22 protein-coding genes and 1 riboswitch are annotated in these 24,559 nt (G+C 39.7%); of the genes, 2 read left to right on the top strand and 20 right to left on the bottom strand.

Annotation, left to right across the window (positions count from 1 at the left end):
- Positions 1–786: 786 nt before the first annotated feature.
- The 7 genes from HGJ98_RS03325 to HGJ98_RS03355 form a co-directional block, all read right to left on the bottom strand.
- Positions 787–1,524, bottom strand: a complete 738-nt coding sequence (locus tag HGJ98_RS03325; RefSeq protein WP_291349607.1) for an SDR family oxidoreductase — start codon at positions 1,522–1,524, stop codon at positions 787–789.
- 169 nt (positions 1,525–1,693) lie between these two features.
- Positions 1,694–1,867 carry an aspartyl-phosphate phosphatase Spo0E family protein gene (locus HGJ98_RS03330; RefSeq protein ID WP_291349608.1) on the bottom strand — a complete coding sequence of 58 codons (174 nt, stop codon included), beginning with the start codon at positions 1,865–1,867 and terminating at the stop codon, positions 1,694–1,696.
- A 146-nt stretch (positions 1,868–2,013) separates the two neighbouring features.
- Positions 2,014–2,661 (bottom strand): thiamine phosphate synthase, encoded by a 648-nt coding sequence (gene thiE, locus HGJ98_RS03335; protein ID WP_291349609.1) that lies wholly within the window; start codon positions 2,659–2,661, stop codon positions 2,014–2,016.
- Positions 2,654–3,466 (bottom strand): hydroxyethylthiazole kinase, encoded by an 813-nt coding sequence (thiM, locus tag HGJ98_RS03340; protein ID WP_291349610.1) that lies wholly within the window; start codon positions 3,464–3,466, stop codon positions 2,654–2,656. The genes thiE and thiM overlap by 8 nt, the downstream gene beginning before the upstream one ends.
- Entirely contained in the window at positions 3,433–4,662 is a 1,230-nt protein-coding gene (cytX, locus tag HGJ98_RS03345; protein ID WP_291349611.1) for a putative hydroxymethylpyrimidine transporter CytX, read from the bottom strand. Before cytX ends, thiM begins: the two co-directional genes overlap by 34 nt.
- On the bottom strand, positions 4,659–5,462 hold the full coding sequence (gene thiD, locus HGJ98_RS03350; RefSeq protein WP_291349612.1) for a bifunctional hydroxymethylpyrimidine kinase/phosphomethylpyrimidine kinase: 804 nt from the start codon (positions 5,460–5,462) through the stop codon (positions 4,659–4,661). Before thiD ends, cytX begins: the two co-directional genes overlap by 4 nt.
- Positions 5,463–5,573: 111 nt before the next feature.
- Positions 5,574–5,688, bottom strand: a riboswitch (TPP riboswitch).
- An 85-nt stretch (positions 5,689–5,773) separates the two neighbouring features.
- On the bottom strand, positions 5,774–8,383 hold the full coding sequence (locus HGJ98_RS03355) for an HD domain-containing phosphohydrolase (RefSeq protein ID WP_291349614.1): 2,610 nt from the start codon (positions 8,381–8,383) through the stop codon (positions 5,774–5,776).
- 246 nt (positions 8,384–8,629) lie between these two features.
- Here HGJ98_RS03355 and HGJ98_RS03360 point away from each other — a divergent pair, with 246 nt between their 5' ends.
- Positions 8,630–9,961, top strand: coding sequence for a DNA recombination protein RmuC (locus tag HGJ98_RS03360; protein ID WP_291349616.1), 1,332 nt, complete (start codon positions 8,630–8,632; stop codon positions 9,959–9,961).
- Between the two features lie 43 nt (positions 9,962–10,004).
- Here the strand turns inward: HGJ98_RS03360 and cydC are convergent, their stop codons facing one another.
- From cydC to HGJ98_RS03415, 11 genes are all read right to left on the bottom strand, one after another.
- Positions 10,005–11,735, bottom strand: coding sequence for a thiol reductant ABC exporter subunit CydC (gene cydC / locus HGJ98_RS03365; RefSeq protein ID WP_291349617.1), 1,731 nt, complete (start codon positions 11,733–11,735; stop codon positions 10,005–10,007).
- Positions 11,732–13,525, bottom strand: coding sequence for a thiol reductant ABC exporter subunit CydD (gene cydD, locus HGJ98_RS03370; RefSeq protein WP_291349618.1), 1,794 nt, complete (start codon positions 13,523–13,525; stop codon positions 11,732–11,734). Before cydD ends, cydC begins: the two co-directional genes overlap by 4 nt.
- A gap of 206 nt (positions 13,526–13,731) precedes the next feature.
- Positions 13,732–14,736: a cytochrome d ubiquinol oxidase subunit II gene (gene cydB, locus HGJ98_RS03375; RefSeq protein ID WP_291349619.1), complete on the bottom strand. Its 1,005-nt coding sequence runs from the start codon at positions 14,734–14,736 to the stop codon at positions 13,732–13,734.
- The gene (locus HGJ98_RS03380) at positions 14,727–16,115 is read right to left on the bottom strand and encodes a cytochrome ubiquinol oxidase subunit I (RefSeq protein ID WP_291349620.1); all 1,389 of its coding nucleotides are present in this window, start codon (positions 16,113–16,115) and stop codon (positions 14,727–14,729) included. The genes cydB and HGJ98_RS03380 overlap by 10 nt, the downstream gene beginning before the upstream one ends.
- A 421-nt stretch (positions 16,116–16,536) precedes the next feature.
- Positions 16,537–16,971: a EutP/PduV family microcompartment system protein gene (locus HGJ98_RS03385; RefSeq protein ID WP_291349621.1), complete on the bottom strand. Its 435-nt coding sequence runs from the start codon at positions 16,969–16,971 to the stop codon at positions 16,537–16,539.
- Positions 16,971–17,324, bottom strand: a complete 354-nt coding sequence (eutS, locus tag HGJ98_RS03390) for an ethanolamine utilization microcompartment protein EutS (RefSeq protein ID WP_291349638.1) — start codon at positions 17,322–17,324, stop codon at positions 16,971–16,973. The genes HGJ98_RS03385 and eutS overlap by 1 nt, the downstream gene beginning before the upstream one ends.
- Positions 17,325–17,392: 68 nt before the next feature.
- Positions 17,393–18,835 (bottom strand): LTA synthase family protein, encoded by a 1,443-nt coding sequence (locus tag HGJ98_RS03395; protein WP_291349622.1) that lies wholly within the window; start codon positions 18,833–18,835, stop codon positions 17,393–17,395.
- A 623-nt stretch (positions 18,836–19,458) separates the two neighbouring features.
- Complete coding sequence (locus HGJ98_RS03400; RefSeq protein WP_291349623.1) at positions 19,459–20,604, bottom strand: alpha/beta hydrolase; 1,146 nt, start codon at positions 20,602–20,604, stop codon at positions 19,459–19,461.
- A 260-nt stretch (positions 20,605–20,864) separates the two neighbouring features.
- A complete protein-coding gene (locus HGJ98_RS03405) occupies positions 20,865–21,713 on the bottom strand; it encodes a chloride channel protein (protein ID WP_291349624.1) in 849 nt (282 codons plus the stop codon).
- Positions 21,714–21,735: 22 nt separating this feature from the next.
- Entirely contained in the window at positions 21,736–22,161 is a 426-nt protein-coding gene (locus tag HGJ98_RS03410; RefSeq protein ID WP_291349625.1) for a chloride channel protein, read from the bottom strand.
- 10 nt (positions 22,162–22,171) lie between these two features.
- On the bottom strand, positions 22,172–22,783 hold the full coding sequence (locus tag HGJ98_RS03415; protein ID WP_291349626.1) for a DUF421 domain-containing protein: 612 nt from the start codon (positions 22,781–22,783) through the stop codon (positions 22,172–22,174).
- A 361-nt stretch (positions 22,784–23,144) separates the two neighbouring features.
- On the opposite strand from HGJ98_RS03415, the gene HGJ98_RS03420 reads away from it, so the two are divergent.
- Positions 23,145–23,756 (top strand): helix-turn-helix domain-containing protein, encoded by a 612-nt coding sequence (locus tag HGJ98_RS03420; protein ID WP_291349627.1) that lies wholly within the window; start codon positions 23,145–23,147, stop codon positions 23,754–23,756.
- A 286-nt stretch (positions 23,757–24,042) separates the two neighbouring features.
- On the opposite strand, the gene HGJ98_RS03425 is transcribed toward HGJ98_RS03420, so the two are convergent.
- Both HGJ98_RS03425 and HGJ98_RS03430 read right to left on the bottom strand, forming a co-directional pair.
- Positions 24,043–24,246 carry a hypothetical protein gene (locus HGJ98_RS03425; RefSeq protein ID WP_291349628.1) on the bottom strand — a complete coding sequence of 68 codons (204 nt, stop codon included), beginning with the start codon at positions 24,244–24,246 and terminating at the stop codon, positions 24,043–24,045.
- A 97-nt stretch (positions 24,247–24,343) separates the two neighbouring features.
- A partial coding sequence (locus HGJ98_RS03430) for a hypothetical protein (protein ID WP_291349629.1) occupies positions 24,344–24,559 on the bottom strand: 216 nt, incomplete at its 5' end.

Raw genomic sequence — 24,559 nt, forward strand, 5'->3', positions numbered from 1 at the left:
CCGCAAGTTCCTCCACAATTAATGGATACACGGCTCAAGATTAATCTACTACTAAGCTTTACCAACAATTAACCAGACAATTTGTTAACACATGCACCTTACAATAATCAATTATCTAATGAATCTTAACTCGTTAAAATAGTTTGATTCTTGAACTAATATGGGTCTAACATTTATTAACCTCAAGGTAACCAGCTATTACATGTTATTGGTAACGTAAGGAAACTAATCTGGACAAATCTTCCACTACTTTGTACCTTTTAAATCTCTGCGGTCAATCTGATAACTAATTTTCTCCGGGAAAAACCTAAGCTTACAAATCACCTTAATTCTTTCCTAGCTTGCTTTATACCACTTAAACAATTTAACTCAGAGTGACTGACTGACTGATTGGAGGAACTTGCGGGAAAATTATCTTTTTGGAACACAAAAACCACCCTTCTAGGTGGCTCAAATTCTCGAAATTCAGCATTAATTCAAACGATTGCAATGCTTAACTTTCGATGAATTCGAAGACTGCCTAGCACGCGACCAAAGATTTGATTTGTTTGAACTGAATTATTTGTTTAACTCTTATGATTTAATTATACCCAGAATTCAATTGTTGTCAAGAGCCAAAACAGAAAAACTTTGCAGTATTTTGGTTCCTAGATCTGGAAAGAAGTCGGTCCAGGAAAAACTCCCAAAAAAGTATTGAGGTCAGACAATATTAATAGGTTAGGAAGTCTTGTAGCACTAAAAGGCTTCCAATTGACTTCCTAATCCACTTTTGTTAAGCAAAATGTGTTAAATGAAGTTTCCTCCGTCTACTACGACCGTTTGTCCGGTTACAAACCCTGCATGAGCTATCAATGAATAGACAACTTCAGCAATATCATCAGGACTTGCAATCCGACCTAGAGGGGTACCTGCAGCAAGACGAGTAATATGGTCTTCTTTCCCCTCAACCCAACGGGTTTGCACTATTCCTGGAGCAACAGCATTGACTCTAACCTCGGGTGCTAGAACTCGTGCTAATGATTTCGTAACACTAGTTGCTGCTGCTTTAGAAGCAGAATAGGCGATAGAACTGCCTAACCCGGTCAGCCCTGCAATTGATGTGATGTTAATAATGCACCCTCGACTCTTCTTAAGTTCAGCAGATGCGGCACGGCAACAAAAGAACATCCCTTTAACATTAACTCCGAAAATATTATCCCAATACTCATCTTTCATTCCATCTAGATCAGAATGATCTACAAAGTGAGTCATTCCCGCATTATTGACGAGAATATCTAGTGTTCCAAAATCAGCCGCTACTTGACTGACCATTGTTCTTACTTCAGCATCCTGAGATACATCTGCTTTATAAATTGAGCTGCGTACTCCTAAATTCTTGATCTCTTGACAAGTCTTTAACGCGTCTTCCTCCGAGCGAGAAAAGTTAAGCGCAATATTAACTCCCGACTTGGCTAGTAATAAGGCAATAGCCTTTCCAATTCCTGTTCCGCCTCCAGTTATCAGTGCAGTTTTATCTTTTAACAATTTAGACTCCTCCCAATTTATGTAATTTTGCATACATTAATATTTCCTAGTATAACTCACACTCTAATTAGGGACAATGGACAGAATAATAATTTTATCAGCTGGATAAAAGTCATTGTTCATTTACTAAAGAATACAATCCTTGTGCCTAAGGTAGATAAATATTTATTTACATTTTGCTGTTCTTATCTAATAGTTCCTGATATTTATCCAATACTTCATCTAAAGCTTGACTTGCTGCTATAACTTCTGGATCTGTGTAGGTTCGCCCATTTTTTGCTCTGATCAATTCTGATCGTAATTCTTCAATCTGCTTAATTAACTCATTTAACGATTGAGACACTTTGTTCCTCCGTTTTAAGTTCATTCCACAATTTTATATTATACAGAAATTATGTATTAAAATCTAATGATATCTTAAACAAACAGGACTATTTCACATTTGAAATAGTCCTGTTTAATAATACCCAAAATCCAAAAATGATTTTTTTAAATATCCGTTTTCTGTTGGTTCTTTATGACTACCCGCAACTGTTTTGCAGCCATTAAGATGTCCTCTTGAGCCAATATGGCAGACACAACAGAAACCCCATCAATTCCCGTAGTCATAACTTGTTGAATGTTTGTTATATTGATTCCACCGATCGCTACCACAGGTATTGAGACTGATTTTTTAATAAGTTCCAATTTCTCGAGACTGACCTCTTTTGCGTCACTCTTAGTTGATGTATTAAAAACAGCTCCAACCCCCAAATAGTCCGCACCCTGTTGTTGGGCAAGTAGGGCTTCGGCCAGAGTACTAGCCGAGACCCCAATAATTTTGTTTGGTCCTAAAAGCTCCCGCGCTTTTAGCATTGGAAGATCGTCTTGTCCAACATGTAATCCATCAGCATCTACCGCAAGGGCAATATCAAGACGGTCATTAATAATTAGCGGAATCCTATACCGAGTTGTTATCTCTTTTACCCTTACAGCTAATTGTAAGAATTCCTTTGTTGAGACTGACTTTTCCCTTAGCTGAACTAGGGTAACTCCACCGTGAATAGCCGACTCAATGCCCTGAGCTAAATCCCGCTCTCCGAGAAGTGTTCGATCAGTGACTAAATATAGACTATAGTCGATCTTGACTTTACTCATAAAAAATCTTACCTTCTTTTGCCAGGATTTCGGGGGTTAGATTATAAATACTATCCATAAGCCTAACTCTAAATGTACCTATCCCTTCTCCTTGGCGCAGCGAAGCTTGGGCTATTTCTCCAGCCAGACCCATACTGATTATGCCCGCCGCTGCAGCTGTAAAGTAATCTTTAGTTACGCCGCAAAATGTTCCCACTAGAGAGGTCGTCATACACCCTGTCCCTGTAACATCTGCCAAAATTTTATGTCCATTTTCGAGAAAGCAAACATTCAGTCCATCAGATATGACATCAGTTTTTCCGGTTATAGCAATTATGGAGCCAAACTCAGAAGCTAGTTTCTTTGCAACAACTGAACTATCTTGTTCATCCGCGAGTGAATCGACTCCTTTGATGGCTACTTCTAAACCTGCTAAGACTTTGATTTCCGACATATTTCCTCGAATAACTTCAGGTTTAATTTGCCTAATCAGTTTTTCAGCTGTTTTAGTTCTAAGCTTTGTTGCACCTACTCCTACAGGGTCAAGAATTACTGGTATGCCCAATTCTTTCGCTTTTAATCCAGCTATCAACATGCTTTCTATTGTTCTGGAATTTAGAGTACCTATATTTAGCACTAAAGCAGAAGCAAAGCCTACCATTTCTGCTACCTCTTCTAGATCGTCTGCCATAACAGGGGAACCTCCGATGGCCAAAACAATATTAGCACAATCGTTGACTGTAACATAGTTGGTTATATGGTGGATCAAGGGACTCTTCTCTTTAATGACACTTAAGCTTGCACAGATTTTTTCACGTATTTCCATTTAGCAGTCAACCTCCATGTAATAAGATGTACAATACTGATAATTGACATAACCGGAATAGTCGCACCCAGAACAAAATCAAATTTGACAAACTGGTAGTATAACGCAGTTCCAAGTGCACAAAGGGTTAATGTGCCCCAGTTAATCACAAGGTCCGCTTGGATCTTCTTATTTTTCAAAAGGAAATAATCCGTTAACAGGATTGCAAACAAAGGAGCAAACACTGATCCGATAGCATAAAGGAAATATTCATACTGCTCGATATTCACGGCGATTGCTAATCCAGTACCAATAGCCGTCATAACAATCGTAACCGTTTTCTCATTTAATTTAGGGAAAATATTTAAGCACGAAACTCCAGCTGAATAAGCATCAAGGAAAGTCGTTGTTACCGTTGCTAAAATGATAATTCCTAAGGCAACTATACCGAGATTTGCAGCCAGTAACATTGCAGACGGATCAGCATCTGAGGCGATAATTGCAGATCCCAAGCCAATTATATACATCCAACTACTTCCGATGAAGTATCCTAGCCAACTTCCTCCTGCCCCTCCACTCTTTGTCTTTGCAAATCGCGTATAGTCGGATATTAGCGGCAGCCAGGATAAAGGCATGATTACGGATAGTTCCAAAGCAGAACCAAAGGCCAAATCTCCAGCAACCTGCTTTGTAAACAACTCGTGGTTACGGAAAATAATTGAGCTTAAGACCAAAGTTAAAAGGAAGAGTAAAATAACGGCGAAATGGTTTGCCCTTTTCCAACCGCTATCTCTACCAAGCCATGACCAAACCATTATCAAAATTCCGATGATTAAACTCCAAACAGTTATATTATTAAATGCCCATAAAGTATTAGTGATGTGATTAACCGACCGGGCCCCAACAATAATCATAACTGCTGTCCAACCTAATAACTGTAAAACATTCAAGATCGAGAATAAGTAGGAACCGTATTCACCAAAGGAGATACGCGTCGACATGATAGCTGGGATTCTCTCTTGGGTTCCAATGATTCCTCCCAGCACTAAAATAGTCGTCCCAACCAAGTGTCCAAGCAGGATAGCCAAAACCCCCATCTTAAATCCCAAGGGGGCTAGAAGACCACCCGTCACTATTTCAGCCACTGATATAGCTGCACCAAACCATAGGGTTGCAAAATTAAACCCACTTAAATTATTTTTTGAAGTTGTGCTCACTCAATTAATCCCGCCTTTTTATAAAGTGTATAGAAGTGATGGGTTGGGCCTACGCCTTTTCCAATTGGTAAGGAATTCTGAATAGCAATCGTTATATACTCCTTTGCTAGGGTGATAGCTTGATTAAGGCTGTGTCCTAAGGCCAGATTTGCCGTGATGGCCGACGAAAGTGTACATCCCGTTCCGTGAGTATTCTTAGTTGCAATCCTTGCAGAGGAATAGTATCTAAACTCCTGTCCATCAAATAGGATATCAATAGAATCCTCTTCCAAGTGCCCCCCTTTAAGGAGTACATTCTTCACTCCCATCTGAAATATAGCTTTGGCAGCCTCCTCCATATGCTTTAGCGTGTGTATGGACTTATTCGTCATAACTTCAGCCTCTGGAATATTAGGTGTAACAACCATTGCCATTGGCAGTAATTCCTTAATTAAAGTTGCTTCAGCTTCTGGATTTAACAAATGGTAACCGCTCTTAGAGACCATGACAGGGTCTAAAACAATGGTTTTAGGCTTATAGATTCTTAACTGTTCCACAATTACCTCTATTGTAGGAACTTGTGAAACCATACCGATTTTGACTCCATCAACTTCAATATCATCAAAAATCGCCTCAATTTGCTTTGCGATTACGTCTTTAGAGATATCCTGTACAGCAAATACCCCCTGGGTATTTTGAGCGGTGACTGCCGTAATTACGCTCATTCCAAAAACCCCATGAGCAGAAAACGTTTTTAAATCTGCTTGAATCCCTGCGCCCCCACTAGAATCTGAACCAGCTATAGTAAGTACCTGTTTCATAACGCACCTCCAATATGTTTAATTTCTCTTTTAAAAACTTGGCTACCCAAGAACCTCATAAAACCAAAAAGAGCACATATCTCCAGAATAAGATAGTGCTCTTCCAATTTCATAAAAGAGTAAACTGCTTACCTACGCTGGCATTATCCAGATCAGGTTAAAAGGGTCTTAGACTTATAAGGGTCTAAATCTCAGCCAGCCAATTCCAGCACCCCTGCTCATTATTCAGTTTTTATTAAATTAACATGTGGAGAATATAAAGTCAATGGTCAATACTTAGCTCTTTGAGATTTAAACGAATTTAATTTAATTTACCTGATGGCTTTAATAAATATGGGCACAAGGTCGGGATCAAATTGCATCCCCATGTTATCGATTAATTCTTTAAATGCTTGCTCCTGGCTCAAGGCTTTCCTGTAGGGTCGATTGCTTGTCATTGCATCGTAGGCATCAGCTATTGCTAAAATGCGGCACTCTAAGGGGATATCATCTTCTTTAAGCCCTAATGGATAACCTTGACCATTCCACCACTCATGGTGTCTTAGTATACAATCAGCGATCGGCAGTAAGTCTGGGGCCGACTGAGCAATGCGATGTCCAATTTCACTATGTCGCTGCATTTCCTTGAACTCTTCCTCTGTAAGACGTCCTGGCTTGAAAAGAATACTATCAGGAATGCCCACTTTACCGATATCATGGAACTGTGCTAAAAGTCGTAAATCTGCAAGAGTCCGCTCCGATAAAGCCAAAGCCTGACCTAGTGTGATCACTAGTTCTTGTAACCTGTCCGCATGCCCTTCAGTAATAAAATCTCTTGCTTCGAGTGCTTTCATCATGGCCTGCACCAAGGCACTGCGCGTACTTTTACTTCGATGTAGTTTTTCGCGATACATTCCATCGTCTGCTTCTCTAAACACTTCGTCGACATTGACAATTGTTTTCTCGCTTACTGCAAAACCCATGGATAAGCTAAGAGGAAACTCTTTATTTTCCATATTATATGTTTCGACCACTTTTCTAATTCTGTAGCAGGCTTGTTCTACCACCGATAATTCACTCTTTGGTAGAATGATAGCAAACTCATCCCCGCCAATCCTAAATATTAGGTCCTCTTCACGGAAACACTTTTTTATAAGACCAGCGGTCAACCCGAGTAATTTGTCCCCTGTCGTATGTCCCAGTGTATCATTAACTAGTTTTAGTCCATCTACGTCACAAACTATAATCCCAACTGGAGCAAAATCCTGTCCACCAAGTAAACGTATCTTTTCTTCAAAATATGCTCGGTTATACAGGTCAGTTAAGGCATCGTGGAAACTCATGTGCTCGAGCCTCTCCTGAAATTGCTTACGCTCAGTGATATCTTCTCCGATACTTGCGATCCCCGAGATATTACCCTCTGAATCAAACAAGAGGGTATGGTTCCAGTGAACAACCCGTGTATTCCCGTTTTTTGTTTGAATAGGATAAATATTATGAACTACAATATTCTTACTTTCTAGGACTTCTCTAAACCAAGCATTTGCACTTTTTCTTATACCTATGGGAATAAAAACATCAAAGAAGTTATGTCCTACGACCTCATCTCTTTGAAATCCTGTTAGACCCAGTATAAAGTCATTACAAAAGATAATCCGACCGTCCTTATCCATAATCCCTGTAATAAGTTTCACGTTCTCGAGCATGGATCGGAAACGTCGTTCTGATTCTCTATGTAACTTTTCCTTGGATTGAAGTTTTTCGTAATTAGATCTTAATTCCTCTTCAACAGCCTCAAGTTCTTCGTAACTACACTCTAAATCTTTTTGAACCATCATTTTTTCGATAATCTCTTGTTTAAGATTCACTTCGGAACTTTCTAGCTTTCTAAAGTTTTCTTGTAGTGCTGCAGTCATCCTCCGGAAGTTAGTAGCAAGAGCCTCAACTTCAATTACTGGACTCTCTAGCTGATAATTACTCTCACGTTCATATATATTATCATTGAGTTCTGCAGTAAATTTTGTCAATTCAGTCAGGGGATGGACAAGCCAACGCCTCATTAAAACGACCATAACAATCCCTAAAAAGCTCGTAATCGCGATAAAGTAGATGGGCAAGTAATACAGCTGATTTAAAACATAGGTGACCGGAACCGTAACACCTAACGACCATTCAATGCCTGGTACTGGAGCATAGGCTAGGTATTTATCTCCATCTTCAAATGTATTCTTTGTCACTCCAGTTTCACCGCGAATCATTTTTTTAATGGTATCCCTATAATCTAGTGAAGTACGATTATACATTCGCCCATTGTAACTCATAATATAATCCTCTTTAGGGTGAATAATCATCAGACCATCTTTTTGAACAATAAATGTATTACCGATCTCTCCAACCCCTTTTGACGAAACGAGTTGGATCAGTTCCGATAAATTAATACTCCCACCTAATAGACCTACCACCTTATTCCCTATCCTAATCGGAGCAGCAACAACAATACTATGACTACTATTCCCTCTGGAAAATAAGGGATCTGATACTACAGACTCGCCTGTAGCCATGACCTCCTGAAAGTAATGACGATCGATGATACTACCTCTCTGACCGGAATTTAGTAAGTAATTACCTTCGATATCCACATAGAAAAACTCTTCATAGTCTTTATTACGCTCAATTTCTTTATTCATATACGCTAAAATTGCGTTCTTGTCTCCGTTTTCAACGTAGGGTGTATTTGCCATAATCTCTAGTTCCGATTTGTGAGCATTTAACCATAAACCGACTTCAGAACTAGAAGATAATGTTAGCGAGGTGATTTGGGCCTCTAAATTAGTTCTTAAGAGATCTCTTGTCTGAAAAAAGGCTAAAAAAGACAAGCCCCCTAAGCCGAAGGTTAAGGCGATTATCATAAATGCTGTTACATGTATCTTAATCTGTTTCATTTTTCCCCCTGGTGGAAATGTATTTTAGTATACAATAAGATTTATCTCTAAACTCCTAAAATTCTCTCTTCAAAGCTAAAACTCCTCTTTATAACAGTGAATTAAAGATAATAATTTTACTAATATCCATAAGGATTAACATATCGACAAAAAAGCCTAATTTATCACAATGTTTGCTGCTTTAACAAACCTTTGTCTCCCAAATGTGATAAAGTAGTTTAGAAGTACAACTTAGGAGGATCTCATATGACAGAACCGTTTATGTTCGAATTAATTCAAATCATCTTAGGCATCATTACTATCATCCTACTCGTCATCATAATAATCCGCTCATCAACACATCCTTTTGTTAAGTTCGAGAGTAAATTTGATTCTTTAGAGAAGAACCTTGAACGCAACGAACGAATCGTTAATGGGGAGATATCCAAAAACCGCGAAGAAGCTAGTACCAATGCTAGACAAGTCCGCGAGGAATTAAACCAATCCGTCCGTTTGTTTAATGATTCCGTATTAGCTCGAATGGCAGAAATCGCCGGTCTTCAGCGCGATCAATTGAATATCTTTGCCACACAACTAGGCTCTCTGACCAAAACCAATGATTTAAAATTAGAACAAATGCGCAAAACAGTAGAAGAACGTCTCATTTTACTTCAGCAAGATAACGGCCAGAGATTAGACCAGATGCGCGCAACTGTGGACGAAAAGCTGAGCTCTACTCTCGAACAACGCTTAGGAGAATCCTTTAAAATTGTCAGTGAGAGATTAGAAGCAGTCCATAAAGGACTAGGGGAAATGCAAACCCTGGCTTCAGGTGTCGGAGACTTAAAGAAAGTTTTGACCAACGTTAAAACCCGAGGAATTTGGGGCGAAATTCAGCTCGGCAACTTGTTAGAGCAGATCCTAACTCCCGAACAATACTCGACGAACGTCGTAACTAAAGCTGGAAGTAATGATCGTGTAGAATATGCTATTAAGCTCCCTGCTCGAGACGGACAAGATACGGTCATCTGGCTTCCAATCGATGCCAAATTCCCCATTGAAGATTATGAACGGCTAATAGCAGCACAAGATCAAGCCAATTCTACACTCGTTGAAGAACTTGGTAAATCTCTGGAAAATCGAATAAAGCTTGAGGGGAAAACTATCAGGGATAAATATCTTGATCCCCCTAACACGACAGATTTTGGCATCTTATTTTTACCCGTTGAAGGCTTATATGCTGAGGTTCTACGCCGCCCTGGTCTTTGTGAACGCCTCCAGCGAGAATACAAGGTTATTATTACAGGACCCACCACGTTGGCTGCTCTCCTAAATAGCCTTCAAATGGGCTTTAAAACCTTAGCTATTGAGAAACGCTCCAGCGAAGTATGGAACTTACTTGGGGCAGTTAAAACCGAATTCGGCAAATTTGTAGAAGTCTTAGAAAAAACTCAGAAAAAACTTCAAGAAGCAAGCAACACCATCGATACAGCCACTAAAAAAAGTCGGACGATTGCCCGCAAGCTGAGAGATGTACAGACTCTCCCAGCTAATGAAGCAGAATTAATGCTGGGGCAAGAGACTGAGCGCCCGGAGTAAGCATGCTGGTAATGAGCTCATTAATAAGATGTAAAATCGTTCCCTAATTGAGTGGGATTACCTGCATATCCCATAGTTTCCGATAAAAACCCTTTTGTCGGAGGAGTTCATGGTGCTTTCCACGTTCAACAACCTGACCTTGGTCAAGAACAAGAATCTCATCCATTCTTTCTAATCCTGAGAGACGATGTGTTATAACCAGAGTGGTACGCCCTTCCATGAGTTGATATACTTCTCTCATGACCTCACGTTCATTGAACGGATCAAGTCCTTCCATAGCTTCATCGAGAATTAGGATGGGAGCATTTTTTAACAAGACTCGTGCAATTGCTAATCTCTGTCTCTGTCCTCCAGATAGTTTTAAACCGCCTTCTCCAACGTAACTGTCATAGCCTTTGGAAAATGATTTTACAAAATCGTGAAGCTTAGCCTTCTTAGCCGCTAGGATCAGTTCTTCATCATTTGCCTCCGGTTTGGCCAGCAGAAGATTTTCCCTGATTGTGGCATTGAATATATGGGTTCGCTGAGTCACGACCCCTACATAGTCCCTAATCTTTTGCTGGGTATACTCTTGTATAGAATATCCTCCAAAATCGATCCTTCCCTCTTCGTAGTCCCAAAAACCCAGGAGAAGATTTACGATACTTGTTTTGCCTGCTCCACTTGCCCCAACAATCGCCACTTTACTCTGTTCAGGAATATGAAATGATAAACAATTCAAAGCCCAAGGTTCCTCTGGTCCATACCTAAAATTCACTTCCTGAAAGGTAATACTCATCTCTCTCGGCTTGGGAGACATAGTATCCTGATTTTTTATTTCGGGTTCAGCCTGAATCAACTCTAGCAGCCGATCCGCAGCAACTCGATTTTGTTCTAGATGATGAGGAACGAGGGCTAAGGGAAACAATGCTTCAAAGCTACTTAAAGTTCCTAAGGCTAGCATCCCTAAGTTAACTCCACTCAATTTCCCTTCTTCAACAAGTACAATTCCCAATACAAGGATTAGCCACATGCTGACATTAGCCAGCATCCCTGTCAACGCTGAAGACAGAGCAGAAAGCCAGACGATTTGACGTTGCTGATTCGTAACTTTCTCGTTCGTCCGCCGAATTCTAGCCAAGTACACGTTTGCTTGACCATAAGCAAGTATTTCAGACATTCCAAATAGGCTATCGGCAACCTGTGTGTTCAATTCTGCTTTTAGAACAACTAACTGACGCCCAACCCCCTGACTCAGAAGTTTAATTATCAAGGGTATCCCAAGGCCCGCCACTAGGAAACAAGCTGACAGAATGACTGAAAACCTTATATCATAACTCGCTAGAAAAGCTCCATACCCACAGAGGACTAGTAAGGCTACGATGGGAGGGGCGAAAACCTTTAAGAATAGATTTTGCTGGATTTCTACATCCGCCACAATCCGACTCAGTAAATCTGCACTGCGAAAGTTCAATAGTCTGGCAGGAGCTAAAGGTTCCAGCCCCTGATAAAACTTCACTCGTATTTGGCTTAGAATTCGAAACGTTACGTCATGCGAAACATACCGTTCTAAATAGCGAAAAACTGCACGAGACAGTCCAAAGAAACGAACTCCGACAATCGTTACCATTAGGTCAAGGACCGGAGGGTGAAGGGCTGCACGGGCTAAAAGATACGCGGAAGTTGCCATTAAACCAATATGGCTTGTGATTGTCAGAGTACTCAGTATTAAAGCCAGCAGGATTCGTCGCCAATAAGGCAATATCAAGTGAATTAACCACTTCAAGCTTTTCATCTTAACTCCCCTCGATATTCTTTCACGAGTCGATAATATAGTCCCTGTACTCTCATCAATTCCTCATGGTTTCCTTCTTCTACAATCTGCCCGTGATTCAGTACCAGGATGCGACCGGCATGGTATACCGTATCTAAACGATGTGCAATAATTAATGTGGTCCTTCCCTTTACCAGGCGTTTCAAAGCCTCCTGAACATAGTACTGACTTTCCAAGTCCAAATTTGAGGTTGCTTCATCCAATATAAACAATGGAGCATCTTTCAACATAGCCCTTGCTAAGGCAATCCTTTGGGCCTGTCCGCCACTTAAGCGCGTACCTCCTTCTCCTAGGTTGGTTTGGTATCCATTTGGAAGCTTCATAATAAATTCGTGTGCTGAAGCCTCTTGGGCCGCGCTTACAACGTCTTCTAGAGTCGCGGAAGGCCGAGCAAAGAGAATATTTTCTGCTATGCTGCCAGCAAAAAGATGAGGGTTTTGAGGAACATAAGCGATTTGCTCCCTCCATTTTTCTGCGGATATCGAGCTAAGCAAAGCTCCATTAACTAGAAGTTTTCCTGTAGTAGGTTCAACAAAACGAAGCAATAGTTGAGCAATCGATGTTTTGCCTGCTCCGCTCGGACCAACAAGGGCAATGGTTTCTCCCGAATTTATGGATAGATTAATTCCGTTTAAAGCGGGTGATTCTCCAGTTTGATAAGCTAAATGAATATCTTGAAAAGAGATTTGATAATTTGATGCTAATACTTGATCCTTACTCCTTCCAAGAAAATCGTTGTTGTCCTGTTGATGATGAATCTGGTTCCGGAGGTTCTGGTCATCCCTGTTCTTTTCATACATCAGAGGGAGGTCCAAAATCTCAAAGATGCGACTAGCAGCATTTAGCCCAGACAAACCAGCGTGAAAATTTAAGCCCAGTGTCCTTAAAGGAGTGTAAAATTCGGGAGCAAGTAGTAAAAGAAATAATCCCGAAGAGTAGGAGAGGGTTCCATTGACCAACCTTAGCCCTATGGTTACAGCAACAACGGCTGTACTAATCGTTGCTAAAAACTCTAACATCAATGCAGATAAGAAAGCTATCCTCAACACACTCAGAGTCGATTTTCGAAAAGAATCGCTAACTCTCTCAATCACACGTATCTGATCTTTTGACCGACCAAACACTTTAAGTGTTGTTAATCCCTGTAAAACATCTAAGAAATGAGCACTCATCCAGCCTAAGTTTTGCCACTGCTGAAGGGACTTCTTTTCAGCCAACTTTCCGATCAGAATCATAAAAATCGGAATGAGCGGACCCGTCAAAAGTAGAATTAATCCGGATTTCCAGTCTAGAGGAAACACAAAACCTAAGATAATTAGAGGTATCCCTGTGGCCAAAACTAGTTGAGGAAGGTATTTGGAAAAATAGTCCTCTAGGGATTCAATCCCATCTACCACGGTTGTAATTAATTCTCCCGTACGTTCCCCTCGAGCATAAAGCGGTCCCAGAGCAACGATATGGTTCATTAACCGCCGGCGCAAACTCACCCTGATGTGGGATGCTGCTTCATGAGCACATATCTCACTGAACCATTGGAAGGCTGCACGTAAGCCAATGATCCCAAGAATCATTAAAAGAGAACCCCATACTGCCTTTAAGCCAACTCCCTCTAAGAAGACCATGGCCACAACACGGGAAAAAAACCAAGCTTGGGCGACTGCCAGCAAGGCAATCCCTATCCCAAGCACAACCGTAAGCAACAGTAATCCCCAGACGGACCTGCCCTCTCGAACTAAACTCTTGTCAAACATAAACTATAGTCATCTCCTAGCTCAAGTGGAACGGTCATTCTGAACGAGGTGAAGAATCTTAAACCTTTAGGGTCTTTTTTCAGAGTAGACCTCCATGCCGCTTCGCAGCACCATCAGATGATGAAAAATGAACAACAAGTCATATTTCTGACTACTATATATTAAGGGCAAGAAAAATCTTGCCCTTAATTCTATATGACATGGTCTTAATAGTGAAGGTCTTTTTGAGTGATTCGTTTGCGAAAAACCCAATAGGTCCATCCCTGATACAGAAGCACGATGGGAACCATAATCAGCGCTATGATCGTCATAATCTTTAACGTGTAAGGACTGGACGAGGCGTTATAAATTGTTAAACTCCAGTTGATATTAAGACTGGAAATCATCACACGCGGGAAGAGCCCCCAAAATAAGGACACGGTAAACAACAAAATGGTCAAACCATTTACAATAAATGCCCATCCAGCTTTACGAGAACGGATCAATAATAAAGCAAGGATAAGAGCTGCTCCAGAACAAATCAAAGTAATACCTGCACCAAAACTAGCGAAGAGATCTGTCTGAAAATAGGTTAGAACAGCTAATAATAAAACTACTGGGATGGCCACTAGAGCAATACTCTGGGCTGCTCTCGAAGCTCGTTCAGCCATCTCACCCGTTGTCTTTAGACTAAGGAATAAAGCTCCGTGAAACATGAAAACGAATAGTGTGGTTAAACCACCCACGATAGCGTAGGGAGAGAGGAGATCAAAGAAGGTTCCCACATATTGCATCTTTGCATCAATTGGTACTCCTTTGACAAAATTTGTCACAGCAACTCCCCAAAGAACTGCAGATAGGAAACTTCCTGTGAAAATCATCCAATCCCAAGTGTTCCGCCAGAGAGGATTGGAATCACTGCTGCGGAATTCAAAGGCGACCCCACGGATTATTAGGGACACTAATACTAGAAACAAAGCGAGAAAAAAGCCACTAAATAAGGTGGAGTACCAATTAGGAAATGCTGCAAACATGGCTCCACCGGCTGTGATCAACCAGACTTCATTACCATCCCAGTGTGGTCCGATTGTATTAATAAGGACACGACGCTCTTGATCGTTCTTACCCAAGAAAGGAAGCAGTATTCCTACACCAAAATCAAATCCTTCTAGAAAAAAGAACCCTACAAACAAGACTGTAATGAGTATAAACCAAAGGATGTTTAAGTCCATAATGACGCCCCCTTAACCTCACTATTCAGGTGTTCATCCCTGTTTGCCTCTTCTGGACCCATCTTTATATACTTAACCATAAGGTAAATATCCGCCACTGCTAAGGCACAGTATATAAGCAGGAAGCCAACAAAAGCGATTAGCATGGAGAGAGCTGAAACGGAGGTCGAAACACCTGCCTCAACTGTCTGTAATCCGTAGACTATCCATGGCTGACGTCCCACTTCTGCCAAGAACCACCCTGCAATATTTGCTATATAGGGAACTGGGATCGTCCATAGCATTAGTTTCAAAAACCAGGTTTTTTGCTCTAATTTGTTAGTTTTAGTGAAGTAAAGTGCTAGTATCACCATCAAAACTAGCCACATTCCAGCCGTGAGCATAACCCTAAAACTCCAGAACAAAGAAGTTACCGGTGGGACATAATTACCTGGTCCGTATTCCTGAACTGCTTTATTCTGAAGCTCATGAATTCCCTTGACTTCCCCTGTGAAACTATTATAAGAAAGGAAGCTTAACATGGTTGGAATTTTAATCTCAAAATTATTTTTCTGTCCTTGTTCATCAATTAAGGCGAATAATGATAGGCCAGCTGGATTTTCCGTCTCCCAATGCGCCTCAGCAGCTGCCATCTTCATGGGTTGTGATTCAACAAGATGCATTCCTTGTAAGTGCCCTACTCCAGTAACTCCTGCAGTACTGATTAATCCAAAAATCAAAGCCATATGAAAGGAACGCTTAAAGAGATCGAGTTGATTCTTTTTCACTACATGGTATGCGCTAACACCCATCACAAAAAAGCCTGCGGTTACAAAACCACTAAGCACGGTATGGGGAAACTGATATAGAACATGGGGATTTGTAATTAAAGCCAGAAAATCGATCATCTCTGCCCGGCCATTACGTAATATGTATCCAACTGGTTCTTGCATAAACGAATTAGCAACTAGAATAAAGAACGCTGATATATTAGAAGCAATTGCTACAATCCAAATAGTGATTAAATGAACTTTTTTAGACAACTTATCCCACCCAAAAACCCACAAACCTAAAAACGTTGATTCGAGAAAGAAGGCGACAAGTGCCTCAATTGCTAAGGGTGCTCCAAAGATATCTCCAACAAAACGAGAATACTCCGACCAGTTCATCCCAAATTGAAACTCTTGAACTATACCAGTAACTACGCCCATGGCAAAGTTAATAAGGAATAATTTACCCCAAAACTTAGCCATTTTTTTGTAAGTTTCATTTCCCGTTTTAACATACCAAGTTTCCATCATTGCAACAAGGATCCCTAGTCCAAGCGTCAACGGCACGAATAGAAAATGGTAAGACGTTATCACTGCAAATTGTAATCTCGATATGATGAGTTCAGTCATTTAGACACCTCCAAAGTAATTAGTATAAGTCCTAGTTGTTTTCCCAATGCTAATGGATTCCATCTCGGTATTTGATTATCCCCTCCTCTGCTCTCAGTCGCTTGTACCTTTTTTGGTGATTTGATATATGATATGTATGAAAATTCAATTGATGTTATTTATTATTATACTAATTATAATTTAGGTAGTCAATCAAATAATAATTCTAATTACCTCCCATTACCATTTAAGCCTAAATCTTGTTCCTTTAAGCTACTTAGGGCGCAATCTAAGTGTAACCATTAGAGGGACAAAAAAATAAGAGGATTATTTCACCTTCAAATCAGTGAATAATCCTCGCAAGAAGCCTTATAGCTATTACAATCAAGTTTTATAAACCCAGAGCAACTTGCTTTTCTGGATTCGTTAGAGATAGCCTAGCTCAACATAATGTACTTAATCGCAGGCGCAAAGGAGCAACTCCTTCCTCATTCCTAACAGACATTATATAGTATGGTTCTTCTATGCCAGCATAATTCAAGAAAGAAGTCGCTTGTTGGATATTGGCCTTCGGTAAATCCACTTTAGTAATAATTCCAATGATTGGCTTTCTAAAAACTTTCGAGAATTTGGGAGGATAAAATGTCCTTTGTTTTGTGGCGTCTTGAAGTGCCCAGATCTCAGAAACCTGATGACTCGCATCTATTAAGACATGATAAAAACGCGGAATCTCAAGATATTCGCCGGGACAATCGATAAAGGTATGAGAAAAATCCAACATCTGTGTTTTTTTATAGCTAACTTGTTCATTCATAAGCATTTGCTTTAAAGAGGTTTTACCAGCACCAATTCCCCCAATTAGAAGTATTCTACCCATTAACTTCTAGTCACCTCAGCCGCTGAAAACCCTAAAATGTTAACTAAAGTACTTACGGCAGCTCTTAACGCTGCTTCGACACTAGAAACATCTCCTGTTATTACCAAAGAACCAGTGAAACGATCTACGAAACCGAGTTCAATATCCCCCGCTTTGCTTGCAGCATCAGCTGCAATAATCGCTGCCTCACTCGGGGTAATCGTCATAATCCCAATGGCACCAGTAGTCACAATCCCCAATCGCTCATGAATATCTCCCTGTGGGTTCGGTATAATATGAGCCATTGTCACTTGTTTACCCGGTACGTATTCTTGTATCACACGTTGTTTCTCAACCAAGCTAAACACCACCATCTCTGTATTTTCCAAATACTTCTGGTCAATAATAGGTATTTCGTCGAAAGTTGTCAAATTCCTCCTAGTCAATATCCCAGTTCTTTAAAGTAATTTTTGCGAATGACGAGATCTGCGATATCAATTCCCTTGATATGGTTTTCCTGTTCTGTTCCATTCACTGCATTTCCAATGTACTGTCTATTTGCCAAAACAACAAAATCCTTCTTTGTATTAAGCAAGTTTCGGCCAAACACTGAATTATTGTAACGCTCTTGACTAATTCCCATCAGATAGGCTATGGTGGGCATTGTATCAATTTGCCCCCCAGTCGTCGAAATCTCTCTGCCCTTCATCCCCTTATGGTAGATAATAAGAGGGATTCGTTTACTGTCATCGTGCCACCAGCTTTCTTGTGGCTGTACTTTTTGGACTTCATCATTATAGTATTTGTGAACTCCTGTGTGATCCCCATAGATTACAACCACTGTATTATTCAGAACCCCGCTTTTTTCAAGTGATTCCAAAAAAATGCCGATTTGCTCGTCGGTATAACGAATACTTTGAAAGTATCCTCCGAGCTTCGTCTTATCAAGGTCTTCACTAAGAATAAGTGATCGATATTTTTCAGGTAAGTCAAAGGGGTTGTGACTTGTTAAAGTAACCATAAAATCATAGAAGGGCTGCTTCTGTTCTGGTATAATAGGTGCTATTTGTTTAAAGTAGCTTCCGTCAGAAATTCCCAAACCAATCTTCTCTTCTGTGTTAAAACTGGCTTCATCCATTGTCTTTTCAAATCCCATGGCCTTCAGGGCTGGCATCCAATTCCAATAAGATCCTTTATCAGGGTGAATAGCTAGGGTATTATACCCATCCTCCCTTAAAATCTTAGGTAATGAATTATAAGAATTATTAGGGAAACGAAAAAAGGTCGAACCGGTTCGTATGGGATAAACCGAAGTATTAGCCATTAAATCCGCATCTGAGCTTGAGCCATTATGCACTTGTTCATAAAAATTGGAAAAGTATAAACTATTATCTAATAGCTTATTAAGATTTGGAGTGATTTCCTGACCGTCAATTTTTTGGTTTATAACCGATGTTTCGAGAGACTCTACTTGAATCATAATAAGATTTTGGCCCTTAAAAATACCCTCATATTCATTGGACGACAATTTCTCTTTGTTTTCAATAAGCCAATTTTTAATCAGTTCTTTTTCCTCGGAAGTTATTTTTGCGTCCTTACTATCTTTGAAATAGTTATAGATGTCAAAAGCGTGGTACCCTAGGGGTGAAAGATTAGACATGGTCTGATTCGGAGACCATGCGACCCTGAACAGCATCTCATGGCCGTTTCCTTTTAGGTCCATTTGAACATGCTGATAATAAATATACGAGACTGAAAAAATCAAAAGAATTATCGAGGTGTAAATAGCTCTTTGTGTCTTGAGATATACGGTCTTATACTTCAAACCTATAACTAAAAAGAATAGCAGGTCAAGGACAAACAACAGATCAACTTTACGCAACATTGATATTATACTGCTAGACAGATTGTCCAAATTAGTTGTTTGTCCGATCAAATATGGAGTAACAAAGCTGCTATAGCCGCGATAATACATTAAATCTATAATAAGAAGCAGAGAAAATAAACTATTGCAAAAAAACAGAAACCAAAGCCGGTTCCTGCCCTTAGACATAAAGGCTAAACTCAGTACTATAACACTGAAGAAAATATAGATATCTATAGGGGGTGAAGAGCTAAAACTGTAAAATGCTTTCACAAGACTAAATCTCGTCGCATTATCATTATTTATAAGTCCTATAAAGAGAATAGACTTAACTAACATTGCCAAAGTTGTAAATACATACCCGATGTCTGTAAGCCCTAATACAGATACGAAAGAATGTAACCCTCTAAATAGATTTCGTCGATGATAAACCGGTTTACTTAATTTCCTATTGATATTTGCGAACTCATTTTCTAAACGAGCCAAAATCCACCATTCCTCTACGAGAAAATTATTAACTTTATTTTATTCGACAAAAATCTCATCTTCCCTTTAAAATAAGTTGGAGGGCTAAATTATATATGCAGCTAATTATTGGATAATGAAGAATGAAACCTTATTTATAGCAATCGCGAAATACCCGCCTACTTTATGTCGGCAAGGTTATTAACTCCTACCAGAACATCCTCCTGCAAAATTTGCTGCATTTTTTCTGGCTCTTCAAACAATGGACTGTGCGCTGATAGTTCAAACGTGTAAAATCCTTTAATAGGCGCCTGTAGTTCCTCAAAATAATCCTGTGCCAAAGAATAAGATACCGTATAATCATATATGCCATGTATAAAATAAACAGGAATATGCAACCCCTGCACCTTCTTAGTTAAATCTGTTGCAACCAGCTTTCTCCATAGATCGTAGGTTTTTGTAGTTAAGAATTTGCCACGCCATATGTTTATCTTTTCGCTTAGGGTATACTCATTGTGCAGCATTATAGGTAAAAAGACACCACTGATTACAGATTTCATATTATGCGTAGTACCAATGCCAAGCTTGTGCATTGGCGCGTCACGCATAGTATAGTATGAAGGCAGGTTTATCTCATTAATAGAGTATTTCTCAAACTTTTGCAACATACTTTTGTCCCCAAGCCTGCTAAACTGTTCAATCATATAGTTGTATGCCAACTTTTCTGACTCCAGCTGATTTGAAATCTGAGCCACGGCAATATAGGCCTTGTAGAACTCTGGGGCCCGTGCTGCCGCTTGGATACCAATAAAGGATCCCCCCGAATGGCCCATGAGGTAAATCTTTTCCTGTCCAAAGCGCTTGCGAAGGTAATTAGTCACTTCCAGGGTGTCTGATATCAATTGCTCAAAGGTCATTGTCTCGGGCAGAATATCAGAACTGTAGGAAAGTCCGGCACCTCGCTGCTCCCACCAGCAGACAGTAAAGTCGTTCTCAAGAACTAAAGGATATTTTCGACTAACCGCATATTCGGGCATACCAGGACCCCCATGCAAGAAAAGTATTACAGGCTTCGTTTTATCCTTACCCTTGATAAACATCCCCTGCTCCACCCCATTGATATTGACAAAGATTTTTTCTGAAATGCTACCTGCCAAAGGCCTTCCGTTTTCATCTAAGAAAGGTTCAACTTTTCCAGGACTAGATGCCAGCAGTACTCCCACAAGAATAAACATACAAACAAGTAAAACAGCAGGTATGATCAGCATACTACGTGCCACCCTTCGCCCAAACGATTTAACTGAAATCGTTTTTATAGTTGTCATTTTACTCCTCCATATATAGCCAAAAGAATGTATTTTATTACAATTCACCCAAGTTATTAACAAAATAACCTTTCTATATTTTTCTCATATATCCTTCAACCATATCTAAGTGCCAATATAAAAAACTAGTGACTGTTGGAAAGACGACAAGAACCTCTCTCATTTGTTCTCGGAATTTAAAAGGAGCTGCCTTTTCATGAATGTCCTCAGACTTCATTATGAGACAAGCCCCTTGTAATACTTTTTTTACTAGACTTTTATTATGGAGTATTTTTCTTCTTTTCAGTAGCATTAATGGTTTCTCCATCTGCAATACTGTAGAGTCTGCTCTTTGGTTCATATATTGTTTGGGAAGGCCAAAGTCCATGATGACCCGAAAAGATAAAACTAACAACGCATGCAACAAAAAAATATTCTATCCCTTCTCCCTTAAACAACTCAACACCTAGAAGGAAGGCTGCTATAGGAGTATTTGCTCCACCGCAAAATACCGCGATCATACCTAATGCAGCAAGGAAGGACATAGGTAAATCAATAATATGGGATAAGGTATTACCGAAAGTTGCACCTATAATAAAAAGAGGTATGGCTTCTCCTCCTACAAAGCCAGTCCCTAGTGTAATTGCTGTAAATATAAGCTTGGCTAGAAAGGCAAAGTAAGGAATATTTTCTGAAAAAGACTTTTCAAGCAATTCAATACTGCGACCATTATAGTCTTGTGAACCAACTATCAGAGTTAATGCGACAATGATGATACCTCCAACAAATGCTCTTAACATATGGTTTTTCTTTAAATATTTCTCCGAAACCTTTTGTATTCCATGCCTCAACTGACAGTATAAAACACTTATAAAACTAAAAATCACTGATATAAGAATAACTTTTAAAAACAAACTGACGGAAAATTCCGGTACTGTTTTTATAACAAATTCTTCATGTACAACTCCCCAAGCTACAGTGCTTACATAATGAGCAGTAAAACTCGCTATGAGACAAGGGACTAATGCTTCATATTTCAGTTTCCCTAAAGCGGCCATTTCCATTCCAAAAACAGCTCCCGTAATCGGTGTACCAAAGGCCGCGCCAAACCCAGCACTTATCCCACTCATCAGCAAAATTCTCGAGTCAAATTTATTTAATTTTAAAATACTGATTTACTGTTTCAGCAATACTTCCTCCCATTTGGATGGCTGCACCTTCTCTACCCGTTGACCCACCAAAGAAGACTGTAAGAAATGTCCCTAAATAAACAATCGGTCCCATTCTCCTTAGTACCTTAGCTTTTCCATGGATTCCATCTATAATCAGGTTATTTCCTTTAGCAGCATCATTTCCAGAGTTCATACCATACTTCATATATATATAGCCTATTGCTATGCCTCCAAGAGGGAGAAAAAAAATAAGCCAAAAGTTTGTTTCTCGAACATCTCCAAGGAAATCGTTGGTCGTCAAAAGGAAGGCCGTTATTGAGCCTATGATTACACCGATAACCCCTCCCCAAACTATCCATTTAAAAAGGATAACTATGAACGTTTTATACTTTTGCAATACATCCATTCTTTCTGCCTCATTTCAAGTGTTCTGGTGGACCTTTTAAATGTTCCTTATTTTTAACTTCTGTAAATAGGTTATCGGATACATTTGGATCAGTAACTGCTGCTCGGATAGGTACACTAGGCATGTTTGCTTGAAGCATCGATATTAACACCTGGATATCCTCTTTAGTAGCGTATTGCTTTTCAGGTTTTAGCATGTACCCCAATTGACCGTTTGCTTCTATCGTGGCCCATTGTAAATCACCGATATTATGAAGGCCTAGCTGTCTGATTCTTAGTTCTAAAGTATCAACCGTTAAACGTAATTTTTTGATATTTTTTTGATTAATCGTACCGTTTTCAACCACTATAATTGCTTTGCCGTAAAAAAAGCTTTCAAGGGTGTCAAATTTTACGACCATATACTCAATAACAATCAGCAAAAGTACAAGAATAAATGTTATTACCATAGTAATCCAAATATTTCTTTCACTCACTGGCTGAATAATTAATGATCCAACAGCAACCATCATTACTGTCTGAGCAACCGTCAGTTGTGAAATTGATTTTCTTCCAGCTAAGCGTAGAATAAGTACTCCACCAATTACAATGACGCTGGCTTTCCATATAAAACTGAAATCCAAATCTAATTCCTCCTTACAAAAGTCAAAGTTAATATCTTAGTTTCAACAGGTTGAGAAGATGTACACTATATAGAAGTATCCCGAAGCGGCTATTACTACTAGGTTTTACGGGAATGCAGTAGATCTCTTCATCATACTTGCCCTTATTATTATAAATTTTATCCGAATATATACTCATTGTAGTGTTTTCTGTATAAATTGCATTCCTCTCAAAGCAGCATTCCGATATGGAGTAATTGTCCAAAGAATAAAACACACCTGCCATTTTTTGGTTCAGTGATATTAACTACTCTACGGAGCGTTTATTGAAAAATTACCTATTAGCAATTATATTTTAGTCATAGACAAGGAGGAAACTATTATGGACTGTGGTAAAGTAGGAGTTTTAATTTCAAGCTTGCGAAAAGAGAAAAACATGACCCAAAAAGATGTCGCCAATAAGATGAATATAAGCGATAAGACAATCTCAAAATGGGAGCGTGGTCTTGGTTGTCCTGATGTATCATTGCTAGGTAACCTCTCCAAAATATTAGATGTTAACATTGAAAGAATTTTACTAGGTGATTTAGAACAAAAAGATCCTGATGGAGGAAATATGAAGCGAATTAAATTTTACGTATGTAAAACTTGCACCAATATAATTACCAGTACAAGTGAGGCTGAAATCTCTTGCTGTGGTAGAAAACTAGAAGGCTTAATTGCAAAGCTGGAGGATGAAACGCACAAGATTATTGTGACTGACATTGAAAATGACTACTATATTGCAATAAAACATGAAATGAGCAAAAAGCACTATATTTCGTTTGTATCCTATGTAGCTTGTGATAGAGTGCTGCTTGTGAAGTTATATCCACAGCAAAATGCAGAATTGCGAATTCCAAAAATGTACGATGGTAATCTCTATGCCTACTGTAATGAACATGGCTTATACAAAATAAAGATTAATAATAACCAGAAGGAACTGATCTTGTAGGCGAAGGAACTTAAACTAATGCATATAATATCTGTAGACCAAAATAAAACATGCTTATACTAGAACGGTGACCAAAGAAAATAGGAAAGTGGGAATGTGCTAATGAGTGAAGATCAGAAATGCCCTATCTGCCCAAAATGCGAGAAGGAGTATAACTATACTAAAAAATCTAACGATGAGATTAAAATCTGCCCCAATTGTGAAATGATGGAAACACTAAGAATATACGCAAAGCACCTAGCCCAGGAGCAATAAAAAGTAACAATTTATACAGTTGTCCAGTCGACTAAATGTCCCAGCAATGTGACGAAAAGCACGATAGTCTCCAGTGACGAAAGTCTCCGGTACGATAGTCTCCAGTGGAGAGTATCGCCGAAGCCGTGATCCGTAAAGGAATACCTTTCGGCGTAGGATAGAGTCTCGCCGAGCCACCCGCCCCAAAGGACACACTTCGTGGCGAAGGAACGAGCTTTTCGCCACACTGCGACATATAAAGCACTCTCCAGCAGTGTGGATCCCGAACGGGGGGAACCCCGGACCCAAGTATCTTAATTTACAGTATGACTAAACACAAACAGACTACCTCGTTAGAGATAGTCTGTTGCTTGTTTACCTGGCGATACGAAAGTCTCCAGTGGAGACTTTCGCCAAACGGCGTCCCGTGACGAATCTCCCTGCCGTTTGGATCCTACTTTCCCAGGGGCTATGCCCCAAGTATCCTTGGCCCTGGAACGAAAAGCGAATGAGCTTTTCGCCACACTGCGACTCATAACGCACGCTCCTGCAGTGTGGATTCTTAACTT

The sequence above is a fragment of the Desulfosporosinus sp. genome (genome assembly GCF_014237355.1).
Classification (GTDB): Bacteria; Bacillota; Desulfitobacteriia; order Desulfitobacteriales; family Desulfitobacteriaceae; genus Desulfosporosinus.